The sequence below is a fragment of the Streptomyces sp. CBMA29 genome (assembly GCF_014596445.1).
Lineage (GTDB): Bacteria > Actinomycetota > Actinomycetes > Streptomycetales > Streptomycetaceae > Actinacidiphila.
The window spans coordinates 1-25,851 of the sequence record NZ_MECL01000040.1; the positions used below are offsets into that span (position 1 = coordinate 1).

The following is a 25,851-nucleotide window of genomic DNA, read 5'->3' on the forward strand; positions in this document are numbered from 1 at the left end:
CAGTCGGGCCGGACGCCGCGGGTCTGCACCGCGGCGACCGCGGCGAGCAGCGTACGGGCCTCCGGCCGGTCGCGGCGCAGCGCCGGGACGACGACGGCGCCCGCGGCGGCCTCTCCCAGGCTGTCGCGCGCCATGGAGCTGAGCGCGGAGTCGGGGCCCAGTTCGACGTAGGTGGTCACACCGGCGGCGGCCATCGTCCGCATGCCGTCGAGGAACCGGACGGCGGACCGGATGTGGCGGGCCCAGTAGTCCGGTGAGGTCAGCTCGCCGGGCCCGGCGATCGCCCCGGTGACGTTGGAGAGCACGGGGATCTCCGGTTCGGCGAAGGTCATCGTCGCGGCCAGGTCCCTGAAGGCGTCCAGGATCGGGTCCATTCGCGTGGAGTGGGAGGCGATGCTGATCGCCAGCCGCCGGGTCTTGCGGCCCTGCGCAGCCCAGTGCGCGACGAGTTCGTCCACCGCGGCCTCGTCCCCGGAGACGACCACGGCCCGGGGGCCGTTGACCGCGCCGAGCGACACCTCGTGGTCGCGTCCGGCGAGCATCGGCAGCAGTTCGGCCTCGGACGCCTGGATCGCTGCCATCGCGCCGCCGGGCGGCAGGTCGCCCATCAACCGGCCGCGCGCGGCGACCAGTTCGGCCGCCTCGGGCAGCGAAAGCACCCCGGCCAGATGCGCGGCGGACAGCTCGCCCACCGAGTGGCCGATGAGGTGGCCGGGCCGCACGCCCCACGATTCCAGCAGCCGGTACAGCGCGACCTGGACGGCGAAGGTCACCGGCTGGGTGTACCGGGTCTCGTCCAGCAGGGCCGCGTCCGGTGATCCGGGCGCCGCGAACGCCAGCTCGCACAAAGGGCGTTCGAGGTGCGGGTCCAGCGCCGCGCAGACGGCGTCGAAGGCCGCGGCGTACGCCGGGAAGGTGGCGTACAGCTCCTGTCCCGCGCCCGCGCGCTGTGCGCCCTGGCCGGTGAAGAGGAAGGCCGGGCGACCGCTCGCGGACGGCGGCCCGACGGCCGCGTCAGGGTCGGGCACGCCGTCGGCCAGGGCTCGCAGTCCGCGCAGCGCCTCCTCGCGGTCGGCGGCCAGGACCGTGCCGCGTGCGGTCAGTTCCGCGCGGGTGGTGGCGAGCGAGTAGCCGACGTCGGCCACCGCCAGCTCGGGCCGGGCGGCCAGGTGGTCCGCGAGCCGGGCGGCCTGGGCGCGCAGCGCGCGGCTGCCGTCGCCCGAGACGGGCAGCAGCACGGGCCCGGCCGGGACGGCTACGTCATCGGCACCGGCACCGGCACCGGCGGTCCCTTCGCCGACGGTCCCTTCGCCGACGGCCGAAGGTGCGCGTACACCGGTCGGCGGGAGCGGATCCGCGAGGTCCACGGGGGCCTGTTCGAAGATCGCGTGCACATTGGTGCCGCTGATGCCGAAGCCGGACACGGCGCCGCGGCGCGGTCGCGGCTGGCGCCCCGACTCGTCGGCGGGCTTGGCCTCGGGCCACGCGACGGTCTCGGTGAGCAGCCGCACCGCACCGGAGTCCCAGTCGACGGCGGGCGTAGGGGCGTCGATGTGCAGGGACTTCGGCATCGCGCCGTTGCTGATCGCCAGCACCATCTTGAGCACCCCGGCGATGCCCGCGGCGGCCCCGGTGTGCCCGAAGTTGGACTTGATGGAACCGAGCCGCAGCGGCTGGTCGGCGGGCCGCTCCTGACCGTACGTGGCCAGCAGCGCGCTGGCCTCGATGGGGTCGCCGAGCACGGTGCCGGAACCGTGCGCCTCCACGATGTCGACCTCGTGCCCGGACAGCCCGGCGTTGCGCAGCGCGGCGCGGATCACCTTGGCCTGCGCGCGGCTGCTGGGCGCGGCCAGGCCGTTGCTGGCACCGTCCTGGTTGATCGCGGAGCCGCGGATCACCGCGTGCACCCGGTGACCGTTGCGGCGGGCGTCCGACAGGCGTTCCACGACGATCGCGCCGGCGCCCTCGGCCCAGGCGAATCCGTCGGCGGCGGCGGCGAACGCCTTGATGCGGCCGTCGGCGGCGAGTCCGCGCTGGTGGGTGAACTCGATGAAGAGGGTGGGGGTGGGCATCACGCTGGCGCCGCCGACCAGGGCCATCGTGCAGTCGCCCGAGCGCAGCGCCTGCGACGCCTGGTGCAGCGCGACCAGCGACGAGGAGCAGGCGGTGTCGATGGAGACCGCGGGCCCCTCCAGGCCCATGACGTACGCGATCCGGCCGGACGCCACGCTGCTGGCGTTGCCGGTGAGCTGGTAGCCCATGATCTGCGGCGGCAGTTCCTCGGCGTCGGTGCCGTAACCCGCGTAGGAGACGCCGAGGAAGACGCCGGTCGCACTGCCCTTGAGGGAATGCGGGTCGATCCTGGCGTTCTCGACCGCCGCCCAGGACACCTCCAGGGCGAGCCGCTGCTGCGGGTCCATGGCCAGCGCCTCGCGCGGCGAGATGCCGAAGAATTCGGCGTCGAAGCGCGGCAGGTCGGTGAGGAAGCCGCCCTGACGGGCGATCGAGGCGCCGGGGGTGTCACCGTCGCCGAGCAGCATGCCCAGGTCCCACCCGCGGTCGTCCGGGATGTCGGTCATCATGTCCCGGCCGGACTCCAGCGCCTCCCACAGCTTCTCCGGGGTGTCCGCGCCGCCGGGGAAACGGCAGGCCATCCCGACGACGGCCAGGGGCTCGGTGGCCGCCGACAGCAGCCGCTGGTTCTCCTCGCGCAGCCGTTCCGTCTCGGTGAGGGCCGCGCGCAGCGCCTCGACGATGCGTCCGGTCTCCATGGCCATCAGTGACTCCGTTTCTGCTGGGACTTGCGTGGGGCCCGGCGCCGCTCGCGCCGCGTGTCGTGATCTCGGGCGGGCCGGCGCCCCGGGCTCGGCTCTTGCGTCGGCCGGGGCCGGGCGGGTGCTCGGGCGTTCAGAACCGGTACCGCTCCTGGCGTGGCCTGCGGTGCCCTGCGGTCCGGCTCCGTACCGCGGGCCGAGGTGCGAACCGGGTCCGTACGGTCCGCTGCCGTACGAAGCGCTGCCGTACGAAGCGGGCGCACGCCGTCACCGCTCGCCCAGCGCGGCGCGCACCAGATCGTCGACGTCCATGTCGGCGATGGCCTCGCGCCGCTCCTCCCGCGCCTCGGGTTCCTCGGGCGTGTCGGGTGTGTCGGCCAGGCGCAGCAGCGTGTCCAGGACGCCGGTGGCGCGGAGCCGGGCGAACGGGATGGTGGCCAGCAGTCCGCGGATCCTGGCCTCCTCGGAGTCGGCCGAAGGGGGTCCCGCGACATCGGCGGAGCCCTCCACCAGCTCTTCGTGGAGCCGGGCGGCGAGCGCGGACGGGGACGGGCAGTCGAAGACCAGGGTGCTGGGGAGTGTCAGGCCGGTCGCGGCGTTCAGCCGGTTGCGCAGCTCCACCGCGGTGAGCGAGTCGACGCCCAGGTCCTTGAAGGCCCGCGACGGGCCGACCGGGTCGGTGCCGCTGAGCCCGAGCACCGCCGAGGCGTGCGAGCGGACCAGATCGAGCAGGTGCTCGCGCTGCTCGGCCGCGGGCCGTCCGGCCAGTTTCGCGGCGAGCGAGCGGGCCTCCACCGGGGCGGTGGAGCGGGCGGCGGCCCGGCGTCCCGCGGTCCTGCCGCCCGCGACCAGCGCGCGCAGCATGCCGGGCACCGGTGCCCGGCCGGCCTGGTCGCGCAGCGTCGGCAGGTGCAGCCGGGTCGGGACGGCCAGCGCCGTGCCCGTGCCGCGCGCCGCGTCGAGCAGGGCCATGCCGCGCCGGGCGTCGATCGGCAGCACACCGGAGCCGGTCATCCGGGCGACCTGCTGCTCGTCCAGCCGTCCGGTCAGCTCGCTGACCTCCGACCAGTAGCCCCAGGCCAGCGAGAGCGCGGGCTGCCCGTGGGCGCGGCGATGGTGCGCGTACGCGTCCAGAAACGCGTTAGCGGCGGCGTAGTTGGCCTGCCCGGGGTTGCCGAGCACACCGGCGCCGGCCGAGTACAGCACGACCTCGGCCAGGTCCGATTCCCGGGTCAGCTCGGCGAGGTTGACCACGGCGTCCACCTTGGGCCGCAGCACCCGGTCGACCTGTTCCGAGGTCAGTGAGCCGACCGTCCCGTCGTCCAGGACACCGGCGGTGTGCACGACGGCGGTCAGCGGGCGGCCCGCCGGGACGGCGCTCAGTACGGCGGCGAGCGCGTCGCGGTCCGCCGCGTCGCACGCGGTGACGGTGACGCTCTCGGCGCCCGACTCCAGGAGTTCCGCGCGCAGTTGTCCCGCGCCCGGGGCGTCGGGACCGCGGCGGCTGGTCAGCAGCAGGTGCCGCACACCCCATGCGGTGACCAGGTGCCGGGCGGCGATCGAGCCGAGGGTGCCGGTGCCTCCGGTGACCAGCACCGTGCCGTCCGCGTCGAGCGGCTTGGGCACGGTCAGCACCAGCTTGCCGGTGTGCCTGGCCTGGCTCATCAGCCGGAACGCCTCGGGAGCGCGGCGCACGTCCCAGGTGCGGACGGGCAGCGGGCGCAGGATCCGGCGTTCGAAGAGCGCGACGAGCTTGCCGAGGATCTCCGCGATCCGGTCGGCGCCCGCGTCGATCAGGTCGTAGCGGCGGTACGCCACCCCGGGGTGGTCGGCGGCGACCGTGTCCGCGTCGCGCGGATCGGTCTTGCCCAGCTCCAGAAATGTGCCGCCCTCGGGAAGCAGTCGCAGTGAGGCGTCGATGAACTCCTGTGCCAGCGAGTTCAGTACGACGTCCATGCCGTGCCCGTGGGTGGCCGCGCGGAACTTCTCCTCGAACTCCAGGGTGCGGCTGGAGGCGATCCGGGACTCCTCGAAGCCCATCCGGTGGAGCGTGTCCCACTTGCCCTCGCTGGCCGTGGCGAAGACCTCCGCGCCCCAGTAGCGGGCGAGTTGGGCCGCGGCCATGCCGACGCCGCCGGTCGCGGCGTGCACCAGCAGCCGCTGTCCCTCGACGAGGCCCGCGAGGTCCGCGAGCCCGAACCAGGCGGTCAGGAACACCGCGGGCACGCCCGCCGCCTGCTCGAAGGACAGGCCGCGCGGTATCCGCACCACCAGCCGCTGGTCGGTGACCGAGTACGGGCCGAACGGGTCGTGCAGCAGGCCCATCACCCGGTCTCCGACGGCCAGTTCGGTGACACCGGGCCCGACCTCGGTGATCAGGCCCGCGCCCTCGCTGCCGAGCCGGGCCTGGCCCGGCACCATGCCGAGGCTGACCAGCACGTCACGGAAATTCACACCGGCCGCGCGGACCGATACGCGTACCTGCCCCTCCTCCAGCGGCGCCAGCGCCTCGGGGTGCGGAATCAGCGCCAGCGCGTCCAGGGTGCCGGGCGCGGTGGTGTCGAGCCGCCAGGCCGGGGCGCCGGCCGGCGGGCGCAGCAGGCGGGTGGTGTCGGTCGGGGCGAGGCGCGGCACGGTGGCCACCCCGACGCGCAGGGCGATCTGCTGCTCGTCGGCGGCCATCGCACTGTTGAGAGCGGCGCCGACGCGCAGCCGCGACTCGTCGCGGCCGTCGAGGTCGAGCAGCAGGAACCGGCCCGGGTTCTCGGCCTGCGCCGACCGCAGCAGCCCCCAGAGCGCGGCGTGCGCCAGGTCCTCGACGTCCTCGTCCTCGGCCGCGGCGACCGCCCGCCGGGTCACCAGCGCCAGGCGGGTGTCCCGCAACCGGTCGTCGGCCAGCCACTCCTGGAGCAGGGCGAGCGCGTCGGTGACGACGTCACGGGTGGTGGCCGCGAGGTCGCCCCCGGGCTTCGGCGTACCGAACGACAGCAGGGCCAGGCCGGGCGCGGGCGCGCCCGCGGCGATCGAGGCGGCCAACTCGGCGTGGCCGGAGCGGACTTCGGCCACGGCGTCCACCGCGCGCAGCGCCGGCAGCAGACCGTGGACGTCGTCGCCGAGTACGGCCCAGCCCGCGCCGGTCGGCGCGCCCGCGTCCAACGGGAGCCGCTGCCAGTCGAGTTCGAACAGCGCGTCCTTGATGTCCGCGTCGGCGCCCGGCTCCGCCGCGTCCAACTGACCCGCGCTGAGCGGCCGCATGACCAGCGAACCGACGGACAGCACCGGGGCGCCGTCCGCGTCGGCCAGCGTCAGCCGCAGGCTGTCCTGCCCTTCGGCCGCCGTCACCCGCACCCGCACGGCTCCGGCGCCGACCGCGTGCAGCGTCACGTCACGCCAGGCGAACGGCAGATAGGTGGCCGAGGAATCGAGGATGTCGCCGAAGCCGGTGGCGTGCAGCGCCGCGTCCAGCAGCGCCGGGTGGACGCCGAACCTGCCCGCGTCCTGGTGGAGTTCGACCGGCAGGGCGGCCTCGGCGTAGACGGCGTCGCCGAGCCGCCACGCGGAGCGCAGCCCCTGGAAGGCCGGGCCGAAGGCGTAGACGGACTCCTGCGCCCGCTCGTACATCCCCTCGGTGTCGGCGGCCACGGCGCCCGGCGGCGGCCACGCGGTCCCGCCCAACGCGGCGTCGGGGCCCTCGTCAGCCGCATCGGCGGCGGGCGCGAGCGTGGCGGTGGCGTGCCGCGTCCACTCCGCGGGGGTCTCACCGCCCTCGGGCCGGGCGTGCACCTCCAGTTCGCGGCGCCCCCGCTCGTCGGGCGCGGCGACGGACAACTGCACCTGGACGGTGCCCCGTTCGGGCAGCACCAGCGGACTGCCGAGGGTCAGTTCCGCGACCGTGCCGCAGCCCGCGAGGTCGGCGGCGTGCAGCGCCAGCTCCACGAAAGCGGTACCGGGCAGCAGCAGCCGGCCGCCCACTCGGTGGTCGGCCAGCCAGGGGTGGGTGGCGGTCGACAGCCGCCCGGTCAGCAGCAGCCGGTCCGCGCCCGCGACGGGCAACACCGCGCCCAGCAAGGGGTGTCCGGCGGCTTCGAGCCCGAGGTCGGAGGCGCCGCCGGAATTCTTGTAGCCTTCGGCGAGCCAGTAGTGCTGGTGCTGGAAGGCGTAGGTGGGCAGGTCCACGCGGTGCGCGGGGGTTGCGGCGAAGACGGACCGCCAGTCGACGGGCAGGCCGCGTACCCAGCCCTCGGCGAGCGAGGTCAGGAAGCGTTCCTGCCCGCCTTCGTCACGGCGGAGCGTGCCGAGCGCTACGGCGTCAGAGCCCGCGTCCTCGAAGGTCTCGGCGAGACCGACCGCCAGGACGGGGTGGGGGCTGGTCTCGATGAAGTACCCGAAGCCGTCCGCCAGTAGGGCCCGGACGGTCTCGTCGAAGCGGACCTCCTGACGGAGGTTGGTCACCCAGTACGCGGCGTCCAGCGCGGTGGTGTCGAGCTTGCCGCCGGTCACCGTCGAATAGAACGGGATGTGCGACGGCTGCGGCTCGATGCCCGACAGGGCCTGGACGACCTCATCCCGTATGGCGTCCACCTGCGCCGAATGCGAGGCGTAGTCCACATCGATACGGCGCGCCCGTACGCCCTCGGCCTCGCATGCCGCGAGCAGGTCGTCCAACGCCTCCGGCTCACCGGAGACGACCGTGGATGACGGGCCGTTCACTGAAGCGACGGAGATCCGCCCCTCGAAGCGCGCGATCTGCTCCCGCACCGGCTCCGCCGGGAGGGCGACGGAGACCATCCCGCCCCGGCCCGACAAGGTCCCGCGAATGGCCTTCGCCCGCAGCGCCACGACTTTCGCCGCGTCCTCCACCGACAGCGCGCCCGCGACACAGGCCGCCGCGATCTCACCCTGACTGTGCCCGATGACCGCACCCGGCTCGACACCGGCAGCACGCCACACTTCGGCCAGGGACACCATCACGGCCCACAACGCCCCCTGAACCACCACCACGTCATCCAGCACACCCTCACGAATCGCCTCCACCACCGACGAACCGACGTACGGCAACAGCGCCGCATCACACTCCGCCAAACGCGCCCCGAACACCGCAGACGAAGCAAGCAACTCCATCGCCATCCCCGCCCACTGCGACCCCTGACCCGGGAACACCAACACCACCCGGCCAGAGCCCGGACGCACCACACCGGACACCACGCCAGATGCCGCGACGCCCTCCGCGACAGACCCCAGCAGGCCCCGCGCCTGGTGCGCCTCCGTTGCGAGCGCCACGGTGCGGTGCTCCAGGGCGGCCCGTGACGTGGCGAGCGCCAGCCCGATATCGGCCGGGCGGGAGTTGTCGCCGACGTGGCGCGCAAGCCGTACGGCCTGTTCGCGAAGAGCTGCGGCCGACCGCCCGGACACCGGCCACGGGACGACCGTCAGCGGCCCCAACGGAGCTAGGTCCAGGCCGACTTCGGGTTCACGTACGGCCTCCGCGCCGTCGTGCTCCGGCTCCGGCTCCGGCTCCGGCTCCTCCAGGATCACGTGCGCGTTCGTCCCGCTGATCCCGAAGGAGGACACGGCGGCCCGGCGCGGCCGGTCGGAGCGCTTCCATTCGAGCGGTTCCGTGAGAAGTTCGACTCCGCCGCTGGACCAGTCGACGAAGGGGGACGGCTCGTCGACGTGGAGGGTGCGCGGCAGCAGTCCGTTCCGCATCGCCTGGACCATCTTGATGACGCCCGCCACGCCCGCCGCGTGGGCGGTGTGACCGATGTTGGACTTGACGGAACCGAGCTTGAGGGCGTCGCTGCCGGCGCGGTTCTGCCCGTAGGTCGCGAGCAGGGCCTGGGCCTCGATGGGGTCGCCGAGCCGGGTGCCCGTGCCGTGGGCCTCGACCGCGTCCACCTGGTCGGCGGACAGGCGTGCGTCGGCGAGCGCGTCGCGGATGACGCGCTCCTGGGAGGGGCCGTTGGGGGCGGTGAGCCCGTTGCTCGCGCCGTCCTGGTTGAGGGCGGAGCCGCGGAGCACGGCGAGCACTTGGTGGCCCTGGCGCCGTGCGTCCGACAGCCGCTCCAGCAGCAGCACGCCCGCGCCCTCGGACGGGCCGAAGCCGTCGGCCGCCCCGGCGAAGGACTTGCAGCGGCCGTCGGGGGCGAGGGCGCGCTGTCTGCTGAACGCGATGAAGCCCTGCGGAGTCGGCATGACCGCGACGCCGCCGGCGAGGGCGAAGGAGCACTCCCCCGACCGCAGCGCCCGCACCGCCAGGTGCATCGCGACCAGCGACGACGAGCACGCGGTGTCGACGGTGAGCGCGGGGCCCTCCAGGCCGAGGCTGTAGGAGACGCGGCCGGAGACGACGCTGGCGAAGGAGCCGACCCCGATATAGCCCTCCAGGCCCTCGGGCACCTTGTGGTTGCCGGTGACGTAGTCGACGGTGGCGGCGCCGACGAACACCCCGCCGCGGCTGCCCTTGACGGACAGCGGGTCGATGCCCGCGCGCTCCAGCACCTCCCAGGAGATCTCCAGCATGAGCCGCTGCTGCGGGTCCATGATCAGGGCCTCGCGGGCGTTGACGCTGAAGAAGTCGGCGTCGAACTGGTCGGCGTCGTGCAGGAATCCGCCCTCGCGCACGTAGTTCTTGCCCTCGGCGTCGGGATCGGCGTCGTAGAGGCTGTCCAGGTCCCAGCCGCGGTTGACGGGGAACGGGGTGATGGCGTCGCCGTCCTCGGCGACCAACTGCCACAGGTCGTCGGGGGTCTCGACGCCGCCCGGGTAGCGGCAGGCCATCGCCACGATCGCGATGGGCTGCGGGTCCTCCAGCTCGCGGACCCGGCGCCGCGCCTTGCGCAGGTCGGCGGTGGCGCGCTTGAGGTACTCGCGGAGCTTGTCCTCGCCGACCTGGCCGGCGCCGGCGCTGCTGACCGTGGTGTCCATCAGGAGTCACACCTATTCGTGTTCGGGTTCGGTGAGGTCACAGCCGTACGGTGGGCGCCGTCACGGGGTGTCGAGTTCGTCGTCGAGCATGGCGAGCAGCTCGGAATCGGTGGCCGCTGCGAGATCGGGGTCGTCGTCGGCCGTGCCGCCGGACCGGGCGGCGCCGGGGTCCCGCGCGTCCTGCAATTTGGAGGCCAGCGCGTGCAGCCGCGCGGTGACCTTCCGCCGCAGCTCGTCGTCGGCGGCCGGCAGGTCCAGCAGCACCGACTCCAGTCGGTCCAGTTCGGCCAGTGCCGGTACGGTCTCGGCGGCTTCGCCCGGGGCGAGTTGGCCGCGGATGAAACGGGCCGCGGCCGTCATGGTCGGGTGGTCGAAGGCGATGCTGGCGGGCAACTGGACACCGATGGACGCCTGGAGGCGGTTACGCAGTTCCAGCGCGGTCAGGGAGTCGAAGCCCAGCTCCTTGAAGGCCCGGTCGGTCTCGATGGCCTCGGGTGAACCGTGGCCGAGCACCGAGGCGACGTGGCCGCGGATCAACTCCTCCAGCCTGTGCAGTTGTTCGGCTTCCGACAGCCCGGCGAGCCGGGCCGACCAGTCGGCCGCCGCGGTCTCCGCACGAGGCGCCTCCACCTTGCGCCGGGCCGGTGCGGCGGCCTGGACGAGGCCGCGCAGGAGGTCGGGGAGCGTGCCGGACGCGGCCCGTACGCGCAGCGCGTCGGTGTCGAGCCGGATGGGGACGAGCAGGCTCTCGCCGTCGGTGACGGCCGCGTCGAACAGGTCGGTGCCCTGGCGCGCGGACAGCGGCAGGACTCCGGCCCGCGCGACCTTGGCCGCGTCGGCGTCGGCGCCCATCGCGCTGCTCTGCGCCCACAGGCCCCAGGCGAGGGACTGCCCCGGCAGCCCGAGGTCGCGCCGCTGCCGGGCGAGGGCGTCGACGAAGGCGTTGGCGGCCGCGTAGTTGGCCTGGGCGATACTGCCGAGGACGCCGGAGGCGGAGGAGAACAGCACGAACGCGGACAGGTCGGCGTCGCGCGTGAGGTCGTGCAGATTGAGGGCGGCACCGGCCTTGGGCGCGAAGACCCGGTCGATGTCCTGCGCGGTGAGCCGTTCCAGCGAGGCGTCGGACAGCACGCCCGCGCAGTGCAGGACGGCGGTCAGCGGGTGTTCCTCGGGGACGGTCGCCAGGAGCGCGGCGAGCGCGGCGCGGTCCGCGGCGTCGCACGCGGCGACGGTCACGGTCGCGGCACCCGACGCGATCAACTCGTCCCGCAACTCGACCGCGCCGGGGGCCTCTTCGCCGCGGCGGCCGAGCAGCAGCAGATGACGTACACCGTGCCGCTGGACCAGGTGACGGGCGATCAGGCCGCCGAGGGCGCCGGTACCGCCGGTGATCAGGACGGTGCCGTCGGGCCGCCACGGGGTGCCGCCGACCGCCCCCGACGTGGCGCGGGCGAGCCGGGGCACCATGACCGTGCCCGCACGCAGGGCGAGTTGGGGCTCGCCGGAGGTGACAGCGGCGGGCACGGAGGTGGGGAAGAGCGCCAGTGAGCCCGGGTCGTCGTCCACGTCGACCAGGACGAACCGGCCGGGGTGCGCGGCCTGCGCCGAGCGGATCAGACCCCACAGCGCGGCGCCGACGAGGTCGCCGATCCGGTCCTCGGGGCGGGCGGCGACCGCGTGCCGGGTGAAGACGACCAGCCGGGACGGTGCCAGCCGGTCCTCGGCGAGCCAGGTCTGGACCGTGGCGAGGAGGTCGACGGTGGCGGCACGGGCCGCCGCGGCGTCGTCCCGTTCCCGCGGACCGAACCCGTAGCCGACGGCGACGAGTTCGGGCGCGGGAAGTCCCGCGTCGAGGGCTTCGGTGAGCGCGCCGAGGTCGTCGTACGCCTGCGGGTACGCCCCGGACTCCTCAAGGGCTTCGGTCAGCCGGTCGTCGACCGGGCCGAGGAGCAGCCAGTCGGCGCTCTGGCCGGATACGGGAACCGGCGCCCACTCCACGCGGTGCAGGCTGTCCGACCGCCCGGCGGCCGAGTGGTTCACCTCATCGGCGGTCACCGGCCGCGGCAGCCCGGCGTCCAGGACGGCGACCGGGCCGCCGTCGGGATCGGTGAACGTCGCGGTGAACTCGTCGGGTTGGCCGGTCGGACGCAGGTGGGCGCGGAGCGCGGTCGCCCCGGCGGCGCGCAGCGAGAAGCCGGACCACCGCGTCCACTGGGCGTTCTGGTTCCGGTTGACCAGGGCCGGTTGCAGCGCGGCGTCCAGGAGAGCCGGGTGGAGGCAGAACCGGGCGGCGTCGCGGACGTGTTCCTCGGGCAGACCGATCTCGGCGTAGTACTCGCGGCCGACCCGCCACAGCTTGCGCAGGCCCTCGAACGCCGGGCCGTACACCTGGCCCAGGTCGGCCATCCGGCGGTGGAAGTAGGCGAGGCTGACGGGCTGCGCGCCGCGGGGCGGCCAGGCGGAGCCTTCGAGTTCGCCCGCCGGGCCGGACGCGTCCGGTTCCTCGGGTACGAGGACGCCGGTGGCGTGCCGGACCCACGGCGCGTCCGCCTCGGCGTCCTCGGCGCGGGCGTGCACGGCCAGCGGGCGGCCACCGTCCTCGTCGGGCGCGCCGACGGACACCTGGACGTGCACCGCGGCCTTTCCCCGCAGCGCGAGCGGCACGGTCAGCTCCAGCGTCTCGATCCGGCCGCAGCCTGCCATTTCGCCCGCGTAGAGGGCGAGTTCGGCGAAGACGGCGCCGGGCAGCACGGGACGCTCGTGCAGACTGTGGTCGGCCAGCCACGCGTGGGTGCGCAGCGAGAGGCGGCCTGTCAGCACGATCCGGTCCTCGTCGGCGACGCGGACCGCGGCCGACAGCAGCGGGTGATCGACGGCCTCCTGCCCGAGCCCGCTCGGGTCCCCGGCGCGTGCGGCGTCACCCTCCAGCCAGTAACGCTGGTGCTGGAAGGCGTAGGTGGGCAGGTCCACGGGGTGGGCGGGTGTTGCGGCGAAGACGGACCGCCAGTCGACGGGCAGGCCGCGAACCCAGCCCTCGGCGAGGGAGGTCAGGAAGCGTTCCTGGCCGCCCTCTTCGCGGCGGAGCGTGCCGAGTGCCACGGCGTCAGAGCCCGCGTCCTCGAACGTCTCGGCGAGACCGACCGCGAGAACGGGGTGGGGGCTGGACTCGATGAAGTACCCGAAGCCGTCCGCCAGTAGGGCCCGGACGGTCTCGTCGAAACGGACTTCCTGGCGGAGGTTGGTCACCCAGTAGTCGGCGTCCAGCGTGCTGGTGTCGATACGGCCGCCGGTCACCGTGGAGTAGAACGGCACTTGCGACGACTGCGGCTCGATGCCCGACAGGGCCTGGACGACCTCATCACGAATGGCGTCCACCTGCGCCGAGTGCGAGGCGTAGTCCACATCGATACGACGCGCCCGTACGCCCCCGGCCTCGCACGCGGCGAGAACGTCGTCCAACGCCTCCGGCTCACCCGAAACCACCGTGGACGAAGGCCCGTTCACCGACGCCACACCGATCCGGCCGTCCCAGCACGCGATCAGCTCACGTACATCCTGCGCGGGCAGCGCGACCGACACCATTCCACCTCGGCCCGACAAGGTTCCGCGAATCGCCTTCGCCCGCAGCGCCACCACGCGCGCCGCGTCCTCCACCGACAACGCACCTGCCACGCAAGCGGCGGCAATCTCACCCTGGCTGTGACCGATGACGGCACCCGGCTCGACACCGGCAGCACGCCACACTTCGGCCAGGGACACCATCACAGCCCACAACGCCCCCTGAACCACCACCACATCGTCCAAAGCCCCGCTACGAATCGCCTCCACCACCGACGAACCCACATAAGGACGCAGCGCAGCATCACACTCAGCCAAACGCGCCCCGAACACCGCAGACGACCCCAGCAACTCCGTCGCCATCCCCGCCCACTGCGACCCCTGACCAGGGAACACCAACACCACCCGGCCAGAACCCGGACGCACCACACCGGACACCACACCCGGCGCCGGAACTCCCTCCGACAGCGAACCGAGCGCGCTGAGCGCCGACTTGGCGTCGGGGGCGACGGTGACGGCGCGATGCTCGTGCTCGGCGCGGGTGAGGGCGAGCGCCCGGCCGATGGGGGCGAGTTCCGGGGCGTCGGCGTCGCCCGCGTATCCGCTCAGTCGGCCGGCCTGTGCGCGCAGGGCGGCGGCGGACCGGCCCGACACGGGCCACGGGACGACGTTCAGCGGGCCCAACGGGCCTTCATCCAATACGGGTTCGGCCTCGTCCGGCTCGGCGAAGTCGGTGGCCGCCTCCAGGACGATATGCGCGTTGGTGCCGCTGATGCCGAAGGCGGAGACGCCCGCGCGGCGCGGCCGGTCGTCGGCGCTCGGCCACTGCCTGGCCTCGGTCAGCAGCTCGACGGTACCGCTGGACCAGTCGACCTGGGGGGTCGGCTCATCCACGTGCAGGGTGCGCGGCAGCACACCGTGCCGCATGGCCTGCACCATCTTGATCACGCCCGCGACACCCGCGGCGGCCTGCGCGTGCCCGATGTTCGACTTGACCGAACCGAGCCACAGCGGCCGGTCGGCGGGGCGGTCCTTGCCGTAGGTGGCGAGCAGCGCCTGCGCCTCGATCGGGTCGCCGAGCGTCGTGCCCGTGCCGTGCGCCTCGACCGCGTCCACCTCGTCGCCGGTCAGGCGGGCGTCGGCGAGCGCGGCCTCGATCACCCTGCGCTGCGAAGGGCCGTTGGGGGCGGTAAGACCGTTGCTCGCGCCGTCCTGGTTGACCGCGGTACCGCGGACCACGGCCAGCACGCGGTGGCCGTTGCGCCGGGCGTCCGACAGCCGCTCCAACAGCACCAGTCCCGCGCCCTCGGAGAAGCTGGTGCCGTCCGCCGCGGCGGCGAACGCCTTGCACCGGGCGTTGGGCGCGAGCATCTGCTGGCGGCTGAACTCGATGAACTCCATCGGGCTCGGCATCACCATCGCGCCTCCGGCCAGGGCGAGTTCGGACTCACCGTCGCGCAGCGACCGCACGGCCAGGTGCAGGGCGACCAGCGACGACGAGCACGCGGTGTCCACGGTCAGCGCCGGGCCCTCCAGGCCGAAGGCGTAGGACACACGGCCGGAGACCACGCTGTTGGCCGACCCGGTCATCGTGTAGCCCTCAAGGCCCTCGGGTATCCGCGCGACATCGGCGCCGTAGCCGGTGTAGGACGCGCCGACGAACACGCCGGTACGGCTGCCGCGCAGGTCGGCGGGCGCGATACCGGCCCGCTCGAACGCCTCGTACGCGGACTCCAGGACCAGCCGCTGCTGCGGGTCCATGGCCAGCGCCTCGCGCGGAGAGATGCCGAACAGCTCGGCGTCGAAGTCGGCGGCGCTGTCCACGAAGCCTCCCTCGCAGGCGAGTTCGACGCCCTCGGGGTCGAACAGCCTCAGGTCGTCGGTCTCCCAGCCCCGGTCGCCGGGGAAGCCGGTCATCGCGTCCCCCTCCCCCGCGACGAGGTCCCACAGGTCGTCGGGGGACGTGACACCGCCGGGATAGCGGCAGGCCATGCCGATGACCGCGACGGGTTCGTGGCTCTGCGCCTCGACCGTCCGGAGCCGCCGCTGCGTGCGCCTCAGGTCGGTCATGACCTTGTTGAGGTAGTCGCGGAGCTTCTTCTCGTCGGTGGACGGGGCCTGGTTCGTCATCGCGTGCACTCCGGGGATCGTGGGGACCTGCGGGCGGGGTTTCCAGAGAACGAGCGGGTCATCACGTGCCCAGCTCACGGTCGATCAGGGCGAAGATCTCCTCGTTGCTCGCGGCGCCCAGCGAGTCCTCGTCCGTAGCGCTCCCGCCGTGGCCTTCGGGTGCCTCCCCGGCCGCGGCCTCGTCGTCACCGACCTTCCACAGCAGGCGTTCGAGGCGCTTGACGAATTTCGCGCGGGCCGGTCCCTCGGGCAGCCCGGCCGCCAACGCGCTTTCCAGTCGGTCGAGTTCGGTCAGGCCCGGTGTCCCGGCGGTGTCCTCACCGCCGAGGCCCAGTTCCTCGCGCAGGTGGCGGGCGAGGACCGCGACCGTCGGATAGTCGAAGACGAGCGTCGACGGCAGGGCCAGGCCGGTCGCCGTACCGATCCGGTTGCGCAGTTCGACCGCCATGAGGGAGTCGAAGCCCAGCTCGCGGAACGGCCGGTCCTGGTCGACGAATTCGCCCGTGGCGCCGTCAAGGGTCACATGGCTGGTGACCGCGGCGGCGTGCCCGCGCACCAGCTCGACCAGCTCGCGCTCCTGCTCCGCCGCCGGGCGGCCCGCCAGCCGCGACCGCAGTTCCCCCGCGGCGGCCGGACCGGTCCCCGCGGCCTCCGTGTCGCCCACGGCACCGGAGCGCAGCGCGGCGACCGCCTCGGGGATCTCCGCGAACAGCGCGGTCGGCCGCTTGGCGTGGAAGACGGGCGCGAACCGCTCCCAGCGCAGGTCGATGACCACCGGGGCGGTCTCGTCTCGGTCGAGCGCCTGCTGGAGGGCGGTCACGGCCAGCGCGGGCGCCATCTCGTGGATGCCCTCCAGACGGCCTCGGGCACCGACGTCCCCGGCGGCCATACCGGTACCGGCCCACGTACCCCATGCCACGGATGTGGCCGCAAGCCCCTCGGCGCGGCGGCGCTCGGCCAGCGCGTCCAGGAACGCGTTGCCTGGCGCGTAGTTGCCGAGTCCGGGCATGCCGAAGGTCGCTCCGAAGGACGAACAGAGCACGAACGCCGACACGTTCACGTCCCGGGTCAGCTCGTGCAGATGCACCGCCGCACCGGCCTTGACCCGTAGCACCCGTTCCATCTGATCACGGGTCAGATGCGCCACCACGCTGTCGTCCAGTACGGCCGCGGTGTGGAAGACGGCCGACAGCGGCTCCTGCGCCGGGATCGCGGCGAGTACGGCGGCGAGCGCGTCGCGGTCCGCGACATCGCACGCGGCGAAGGTGACCCGGGCGCCGACCTGCACCAGTTCCTTCTCCAGGGCGGCGGCGCCCGGCGCGTCCGCGCCGCGACGGCTGACGAGCACCAGATGCGGCGCTCCGCCGGCGGCCAGCCAGCGGGCGATATGCGCCCCGATGCCGCCGGTACCGCCCGTGACCAGCACGGTGCCCTCGGGCCGCCACGTACGGACGGCGGCCGAGTCTGCGGCCGGGGCACGCAGCAGGCGACGGCCCAGCAGGCCGCCGAGGTCCGGGCGCAGCGCCACGTGGTCCTCGTCGGCGATCCCGGCGAGGGCGGCTGCGAGGGTACGGCCGGCCCGGACCGTCGCCTCCTCGGACAGGTCCGCGAGCGGCGTGGCCGGAAGGTCCAGCAGCCCTCCCCACAGCAGTGGGTGCTCCAGCGCCACGACCCGGCCCAGGCCCCAGATCTGTGCCTGCGCCGGCGAGACCGGCCTGTCCCCCGCCGCAACCGACACCGCGCCACGGGTGGCGCACCACAGCGTCGGCTGCGTCCCTGACTCCTCGGCCACCGCCACCAGGGCCTGGACCAGGGAGACGGTGGCGGCCAGGCCCTCCGTGACCGCCGGCCGCTCGGGGTCGGGGGTCTCGTCCAGCGCGAGCAGGGACAGGACGCCGGTGAGGGCGGTGATCCGCTGACTCGTGCCACCGTCGGCCGGTGAGCCGCCGGTGCGGGACCGCAGCTCTGCGGCGAGGGCGTCGGCGCTTCCCGCCGTGGTGGTCGCATCGAGGTACAGGCGTTCGACGTCGGCGCCATGGCCGGTCAGGGCCGCGTCCGCGAGGTCGGCCCATTCGGCGGGACACCGGCCGGCCGGGGGCAGCACCAGCAGCCAGCGGCCGGTGAGCCGCACCTGCGCCGGGGACACGACCGGCCGCCAGCCGATCCGGTACCGCCAGCCGTCGACCGCCGACGCCTCACGGCGGCGCCTGCGCCACGTGGACAGCGCGGGCAGCGCCTCGCGGAGCGGCAGATCGGTGACGACGCCCAGCTCACCGGCCACCGTGTCGGCATCTCCGCCGTCCACAGCCGCCCAGAACGCCTCCTCCACGACATCGGGCACCCCGGCGTCCGCCGCGCCGCCGCCCGCCACCGCCACCGCCTGCTCAGGATCGTCGTCCTCCAGCCAGTAGCGCTGCCGCTGGAAGGCGTAAGTGGGGAGGTCCACTGGGTGGGCGGGGGTTGCGGCGAAGACGGACCGCCAGTCGACGGGGAGGCCGCGTACCCAGCCCTCGGCGAGGGACGTCAGGAAGCGTTCCTGGCCGCCCTCGTCGCGGCGGAGCGTGCCGAGCGCGACGGCGTCAGAGCCCGCGTCCTCAAACGTCTCGGCGAGACCGACCGCCAGGACCGGGTGCGGGCTCGACTCCACGAAGTACCCGAACCCGTCAGCCAGTAGAGCCCTGACGGTCTCGTCGAAGCGGACCTCCTGACGGAGGTTGGTCACCCAGTACGCGGCGTCGAGTGTGCTCGTGTCGATACGGCCGCCGGTCACCGTGGAGTAGAACGGGATCTGCGACGGCTGCGGCTCGATGCCCGACAGGGCCTCAACTACCTCATCCCGTATGGCATCCACCTGCACCGAGTGCGAGGCGTAGTCCACATCGATACGGCGCGCCCGTACGCCCCCGGCCTCACACGCCGTCAGCAGCTCATCCAGCGCCGGCGGTTCGCCCGAAACCACCGTGGACGAAGGCCCGTTCACCGACGCCACGGAAATACGGCCGTCCCAGCGCCCGATCAGCTCACGTACATCCTGCGCAGGCAGCGCGACCGACACCATTCCACCTCGGCCCGACAAGGTTCCGCGAATGGCCTTCGCCCGCAGCGCCACGACCTTCGCCGCGTCCTCCACCGACAACGCACCTGCCACGCACGCGGCGGCAATCTCACCCTGGCTGTGACCGATCACCGCACCCGGCTCGACACCGGCAGCACGCCACACCTCGGCCAGCGACACCATCACCGCCCACAACGCCCCCTGAACCACCACCACATCGTCCAGAGCCCCCTCGCGGATCGCCTCCACCACCGACGACCCGACGTACGGCAACAGCGCCGCATCACACTCCGCCAAACGCCCCTCGAACACCGGAGACGACCCCAGAAGCTCCATCGCCATCCCCGCCCACTGCGACCCCTGACCAGGGAACACCAACACCACCCGACCCGCGTCGGAGCGAACGGCGCCGGTGACCAGGCCGGGGGCAGGCGTGTCCGCCGCGAGCGCGCCGAGTACGTCCAGGCCCTGTGCGCCGCTCGTGGCCAGGACCACCGCGCGGTGCTCCATCGCGGAGCGGGTGGTGGCCAGCGAGAGGCCGATGTCCGCGGCTGCGACGGTTGCGGCCAGGTCGGTGGCCAACCGGTCCGCCTGCCCGCGCAGCGCGGCGGCCGACCGCCCGGACACCGGCCACGGAACGACATTGAGTGAGCCCAACGGACCTTCAGCGAAGCCGTGTTCGGCGATGTCCTCGCTTTCGGCCTGCGGCTCCTCCAGGATCACGTGCGCGTTCGTCCCGCTGATCCCGAACGCCGACACGCCCGCCCGCCGCGTACGTCCCTCGCCCCGGACCCACTCGCGCGCCTCGGCCAGCAGCTCCACCCCGCCGCCGGACCACTCCACATGCGGCGTCGGCTCGTCGACATGCAGAGTCCTCGGCAGGATTCCGTGCCGCATGGCCTGCACCATCTTGATCACGCCCGCCACGCCCGCCGCGGGTCCCGAGTGCCCGATGTTGGACTTCACCGAGCCCAGCCACAACGGCCGTTCGCCGCTCCGCTCCCGCCCGTACGTGGCGAGCAGCGCCTGCGCCTCGATGGGGTCACCGAGCGTCGTGCCGGTGCCGTGTGCCTCGACCACGTCCACGTCCGCGGCGCCGAGGCGGGCATCGGCGAGCGCGTCGCGTATCACCCGTTCCTGAGCGAGGTTGTTGGGAGCGGACAGCCCGTTGCTGGCACCGTCCTGGTTGAGCGCCGTGCCACGGACGACGGCCAGTACACGGTGACCTCTACGGCGCGCGTCCGACAGCCGCTCGACAAGCAACGCGCCTGCGCCTTCCGCCCAGTTGGTGCCGTCAGCGGCGGCGGCGAACGCCTTGATCCGGCCGTCGGGCGCCAGGCCGCGCTGGCGGCTGAACTCCACGAAGGCGTCCGGCGTCGGCATGACCGCGATGCCGCCCGCGAGTGCCATCGTGCAGTCGCCGGAACGCAGCGCCTGCACGGCCAGGTGCAGGGCTACCAGCGACGACGAGCACGCCGTCTCGACGCTGACCGCGGGCCCTTGGAGACCGAAGGTGTACGCGATCCGCCCGGCGGCGACGCTCGACATGGTGCCGGTGATGACGTAGCCCTCGACCGGCTCGGGTGTGCGCCGCAGCCGCGACACGTATCCGTTGGCGACGATTCCGGTGTAGACGCCGACCCGTTCCTCGCGCACGGCGCGCGGGTCGATGCCCGCACGCTCGAACGCCTCCCAGGAGATCTCCAGCATGAGCCGCTGCTGCGGGTCCATGCCGAGCGCCTCGCGCGGGGTGATGCCGAAGAACGCGGGGTCGAAGTCGGCCGCGCCGTCGAGGAATCCGCCCTCGGTGACGTAACTGGTGCCACGGCTCTCCGGGTCCGGGTCGAAGAGTCCGGTCAGGTCCCAGCCGCGGTCGTCGGGGAACGGGCCGATGGCGTCACGCTCGCCGTCCACCAACCGCCACAGGTCCTCGGGCGATCGCACGCCGCCCGGGTAGCGGCAGGCCATGCCGACGATCGCGATCGGCTCCTGGGCGGCGGCCTCGGCCTCCCGCAGCCGCTGCTTCGTGACGCCCAAGTCGGCCATCACCCGCTTCAGGTACTCCCGAAGCCTCTCCTCCGTGTTACCGGTGGCCATTCCCCTCGCTCCTTCGACGATCTGCGACGTTTGTCCGACAGCGGTGACCGGAGCGGCTCAGCCTGTGCCCAACTGCTTGTCGATCAGCGCGAACATCTCGTCGTCCGACGCGGTGTCCAGCGCGATTCCGCCGGTGTCGGCGTCCGCCTCCGCGCCGGCCGCGGCGTCTCCGCGCCACGCCCAGAGCAGCGATTCCAGACGCCGGGTGATCCGCTCACGCGTCTCGCCGTCCGGCGAGATACCGCCGAGCCGCGTGGCGATCCCGTCCAACTCGTTCAAGACCTCGGCGTGTTCACCGTCGACCGGCGCACTGTCCATCTCGTCCAGCAGGAAACGGACCAGGCTGATGGGCGTCGGGTAGGTGAAGACGACAGTCGCCGGGAGCTTCAATCCGGTGGCCGCGCTGAGCCGTTTGCGCAGCTCGACGGCGGTCAGCGAGTCGAAGCCCAGTTCCTTGAAGGCCCGTTCGGCCGCGACGTCGTCCGGAGTGGCGTGCCGCAGCACCGCCGCCACCTCCACGCGCAGCAGGTCGAGCAGTACGCGCTCCCGCTCCTCGCGGTCGAGCTCCGCCAACCGCACGGTCAACGCGCCCGGGTCGACGTCAGGACCGTCGTCCAGCACCTCGGTCCGCGCGGTCGTGTGAACGGCGGGGCCGGAGCGGTCGATGTCCAGCCAGTAGCGGCGCGGTTGGAAGGCGTAGGTGGGCAGGTCCACGGGGCGGGCCGGGATTCCGCCGAACACGGATCGCCAGTCGACGGGCAGGCCGCGTACCCAGCCCTCCGCGAGGGACGTCAGGAAGCGTTCCTGGCCGCCCTCGTCGCGGCGGAGCGTGCCGAGCGCGACGGCGTCAGAGCCCGCGTCCTCGAAGGTCTCGGCGAGACCGACGGCCAGGACGGGGTGCGGGCTGGACTCCACGAAGTAGGTGAAGTCGTCGGCGAGGAGGGCCCGGACGGTCTCGTCGAAACGGACTTCCTGGCGGAGGTTGGTCACCCAGTACGCGGCGTCGAGCGTGCTGGTGTCGATACGGCCGCCGGTCACCGTGGAGTAGAACGGGACGGCGGAGGTTGCCGGTTCGATCCCTGACAGGGCCTCAACTACCTCATCACGTATGGCATCCACCTGCACCGAGTGCGAGGCGTAGTCCACATCGATACGACGCGCCCGTACGCCCTCGGCCTCACACGACGCCAGCAACTGGTCCAACGCGGCCGGGTCGCCCGAAACCACCGTGGACGAGGGCCCGTTGACCGAAGCCACACCGATCCGGCCGTCCCAGCGCGCGATCAGCTCACGTACGTCCTCAGCCGGAAGCGCGACCGACACCATCCCACCGTTGCCGGACAAAGTTCCGCGAATGGCCTTCGCCCGCAGCGCCACGACCTTCGCCGCATCCTCTACGGACAACGCACCCGCCACACACGCGGCGGCAATCTCACCCTGGCTGTGACCGATCACCGCCCCCGGCTCGACACCCACCGACCGCCACACTTCGGCCAGGGACACCATCACCGCCCACAACGCCCCCTGCACCACCACCACATCGTCCAAAGCCCCGCTACGAATCGCCTCCACCACCGACAACCCGACGTAAGGGCGTAGCGCCGCGTCACACTCAGCCAAACGCGCCCCGAACACCGGAGAGGAGTCCAACAGCCCCAACGCCATCCCCGCCCACTGCGACCCCTGACCCGGAAAGACGAAGACCACGTGGTCGGCCGGTCGGCCGTCGGTGTCGTCCACCGTGGCCAGGCCCGTGACGGTGGCACCTGTCGGGGTGCCTGAGGCGAGGGCGCCGAGGGCCGCGGGGCGGTCCGGGTCCAGCACGACCGCGCGGTGCTCCCACGCGGCGCGGGTCGTCGCCAGGGCGAGGCCGATCTCCGGCGCGGCCGGGCCGTGGCCGGCCAACGCGTACTCCAGGAGCCGCTCGGCCTGGTCGCGCAGTGCGGCGGCGGACCGCGCGGACACCGGCCAGGGGACAACGGGCCCCAGCGGCCCGAGCGGCCCGTTCGCGGGTTCTGACCGGGCCTCCGGCGTATCGGCCCGACCGCCCGTGTCGCCCGGGTCGCCCGCGTCAGCCGCACCGGCCGCACCGCCGACGCCGCCCACGTCGTTCGTCGGCTCACCGGCCTCCTCCAGGATCAGGTGCGCGTTCGTCCCGCTGATCCCGAACGCCGACACGCCCGCCCGCCGCGCACGTCCGTCACCCCGTGCCCACTCCCGCTCCTCGGTCAGCAGTCGCACCCCGCCGCCGGACCAGTCCACATGCGGCGTCGGCTCGTCGACATGCAGGGTCCTCGGCAGGACTCCGTGCCGCATGGCCTGCACCATCTTGATCACACCCGCCACACCCGCCGCGGCCGAGGTGTGGCCGATGTTGGACTTCAGCGAGCCCAGCCACAACGGCAGTTGGCTGTCGCGTCCCGCGCCGTAGGTGTTGAGCAGGGCGGTCGCCTCGATCGGGTCGCCCAGGGAGGTGCCGGTGCCGTGCGCCTCGACCACGTCCACGTCGGTGGCGGCGATCCTCGCGCTGCGCAGCGCGGCGCGGATGACGCGTTCCTGGGAAGGGCCGTTGGGGGCGGTGAGGCCGTTGCTCGCACCGTCCTGGTTGACAGCGGAGCCGCGGATCAGGGCCAGGACGCGATGGCCGTTGCGCCGGGCGTCCGACAGCCGTTCCAGCAGGAGCAGGCCCAGGCCCTCGGCGGGGCCGAAGCCGTCGGCGGAGGCCGCGAAGGCGCGGCAGCGGCCGTCAGGGGACAGGGCGCGCTGGCGGCTGAACTCGGGGTAGCCGATGGCGGTGGACATGACGGTCACTCCGCCGGCGACGGCGAGGGAGCACTCGCGGCTGCGCAGTGCCCCGGCGGCCAGGTGCATGGCGACCAGCGACGACGAGCAGGCCGTGTCGACGCTGATCGCCGGGCCTTCGAGTCCGAAGGTGTACGCGACGCGGCCGGACATCACGCTGGCGAAGTTGCCCGTCGCGTAGTAGCCCTCGACCTCTTCGGGGATGGCGGGGAGTTCCCAGCCGTAGTCGGCGGAGCTGAAGCCGATGAACGTGCCGGTGGGGCTGCCCTTGACGGACAGCGGGTCGATGCCGGCCCGTTCGAAGAGTTCCCATGTGCAGGGGAGGAGGAGCCGTTGCTGCGGGTCCATGCCGAGGGCTTCGCGGGGTGAGATGCCGAAGAACGACGCGTCGAACTCGGTTGCTCCGGTGAGGAATCCGCCGCCCCGCACGTAGTTGCTGCCGGGCCGCGCGGCGTCCTCGTCGTAGCGGTCGTCGATGTCCCAGCCACGGTCCTTGGGGAACGGGGTGATGGCGTCGCCGCCTTCGGCGACCAACTGCCAGAGGTCGTCAGGGGTTTCGACGCCGCCCGGGTAGCGGCAGGCCATGCCGACGACCGCGATCGGCTCGTTCCTGGCGGCGGTGGCGTCGCGGAGCCGCTGCTGGGTCTCGCGCAGGTCGCCGGTCACCCGCTTCAGGTAGGCGAGCAGTTTCGCCTCGTTCTCCGCCATTGCCATCCTTTTCGACTCCAGGCTCTCCGGTTCAGGAATGTCCCGTCCGCGTGCGGCGGATCAGGGGTTGCCGAGTTCGCGGTCCAGCAGGTCGAACATTTCCTCCGCGGTGGCCGACTCGATCTCGCCCCGGCCGTCGCGTCGTTGCCGTACCTGCCAGAGCAGTTCCTCGAGGCGGCCGACGACTTCGGCGGTCTCCTCACCGTCCGCGGGCAGAGCGGCGACCGCGCCCGCGAGGGCGTCCAGCTCGTCGAGAACCGATCCGGTGCCGGTCCCGCCGGCGTTCACGGGACCGGTCGCCGCGGACGCGGCGCCGGTGGTGAAGCGGGTCCGCAGGTGCTGGGCGAGCGCGGTGGGTGTGGGGTGGTCGAAGACCAGGCTCGCGGGCAGCTTCAGGCCCGTCGCGGTGGACAGGCGATTGCGCAGCTCGACGGCGGTCAGCGAGTCGAAGCCGAGATCCTTGAACGTGCGGCCCGCCCGTACCGAGGAGTTGTCGGCGTGCTGAAGGACGCCGGCTGCTTGGTCGCGCACCAGGTCGAGGACGTTCTTGAGCTGGTCGTGTTCGGAGAGCGTCGCCAACTGGGCGGCGAATTCGGCGCCCGCGGTGGTCGGGGCGGCGGAGTCGGCCTGATCGGCCTCGGTGCGCAACGCCGCCCGCACTTCGGGGAGTTCGGCGAGCAGCGGGCTGGGGCGCAGCGCGGTGAAGCCGAGGACGAACCGTTCCCAGTCGACGTCGGCGACGGCGACGAACGTCTCGTCGTGCGCGATGGCCTGGAGCAGCGCGGTGGCGGCTCGTTCGGGATCCATGGCCAGTACGCCGCGGCTCTCCATGTAGGCGGCGGCGCCCTCGGTCTCCATCATGCCGCCGCCGTCCCAGGCGCCCCAGGCCAGTGAGGTCGCGGTACGGCCGCGCGCGCGGCGCCGCTCGGCGAGCGCGTCGAGGTGGGCGTTGGCGGCGGCGTAGACGGCCTGCCCTCCGCTGCCCCACACCCCGGCGTTGGAGGAGAAGAGCACGAAGGCGTCGAGGGGTGTGTCGCCGAGGAGGTCGTCCAGGTGGCGGGCGCCGGCGATCTTGCCCGAGGCGATGCGGGTGATGTCCTCGTCGGTGGTGTCGGCGGCGGCCAGGTAGGTCTGCGGGGCGCCGGCCGCGTGGAAGACCGCGCTCAGCGGCCGGTCGGCGGGGACGCCCGCGAGGAGCGCGGCCACCTCGGACCGCTCGGCGACGTCGCACGCGGCGAACGTGACGGCGGCCCCCGCCGCCTCCAACTCCGCGCGCAGTTCGGCCGCGCCGGGCGCGTCGGGGCCGCGGCGGCCCGCGAGCAGCAGGTGCGGGGCGCCGTCGGCGGCGAGCCTGCGGGCGACGCGCGCGCCGATCCCGCCCGTTCCTCCGGTGATCAGAACGGTGCCGTCGGGCCGCCACGCGGCGGCTCGTACGGGATGCGCCGCCCCGAGAGGCGTACGGATGAGCCGCCGTCCGTGGACTCCGGAGGCCCGTACGGCGACCTGGTCCTCGACGGCGGACGCGGAGTCGCTCGACGCTGCGTCCACGGCCAGGGTGTCGGCGGCTGCCGGGTCGGCGGTCCCGGCCGGGCCGGGCAGTCCGCCCAGGACGGCGGCGAGCCGGACGGCGGCGGACGCGTCGGGCACGGCCGGCAGGTCGACCAGGCCGCCCCACTGGCGGGGCTGCTCCAGAGCGACGGCCCGGCCCAGACCCCAGACCTCGGCCTGCTCGGAGCGGGGCCCCTTGTCGCCGGGTGCCGTCCTGACACCTTCCACGGTGGCCGCCCACAGCCGCCCGGTCAG

General features: G+C 73.4%; 5 protein-coding genes and 1 pseudogene. All 6 read right to left on the reverse strand.

What is annotated here, in order from left to right; all coding sequences use genetic code 11:
• Positions 1–2,738 (reverse strand): annotated as a pseudogene (locus BGM09_RS06270) (type I polyketide synthase); the annotation flags it as partial.
• A 303-nt stretch (positions 2,739–3,041) separates the two neighbouring features.
• Positions 3,042–9,698 carry a type I polyketide synthase gene (locus tag BGM09_RS06275; protein WP_188280419.1) on the reverse strand — a complete coding sequence of 2,219 codons (6,657 nt, stop codon included), beginning with the start codon at positions 9,696–9,698 and terminating at the stop codon, positions 3,042–3,044.
• Between the two features lie 60 nt (positions 9,699–9,758).
• Entirely contained in the window at positions 9,759–15,395 is a 5,637-nt protein-coding gene (locus BGM09_RS06280) for a type I polyketide synthase (protein ID WP_411158264.1), read from the reverse strand.
• Positions 15,396–15,447: 52 nt separating this feature from the next.
• On the reverse strand, positions 15,448–20,490 hold the full coding sequence (locus tag BGM09_RS06285) for a type I polyketide synthase (protein ID WP_411158265.1): 5,043 nt from the start codon (positions 20,488–20,490) through the stop codon (positions 15,448–15,450).
• A 105-nt stretch (positions 20,491–20,595) separates the two neighbouring features.
• Positions 20,596–24,048 carry a type I polyketide synthase gene (locus BGM09_RS06290; RefSeq protein WP_188280421.1) on the reverse strand — a complete coding sequence of 1,151 codons (3,453 nt, stop codon included), beginning with the start codon at positions 24,046–24,048 and terminating at the stop codon, positions 20,596–20,598.
• Positions 24,049–24,108: 60 nt separating this feature from the next.
• Positions 24,109–25,851, reverse strand: a 1,743-nt coding sequence (locus BGM09_RS06295) for a type I polyketide synthase (RefSeq protein ID WP_188280422.1), incomplete at its 5' end; no start/stop codon positions are given.

Bases quoted from the DNA above. Each gene is read 5' to 3' on its own strand.
- BGM09_RS06275 (WP_188280419.1), bottom strand. From the start codon at position 9,698: ATGGACACCACGGTCAGCAGCGCCGGCGCCGGCCAGGTCGGCGAGGAC.
- BGM09_RS06290 (WP_188280421.1), bottom strand. From the start codon at position 24,048: ATGGCGGAGAACGAGGCGAAACTGCTCGCCTACCTGAAGCGGGTGACC.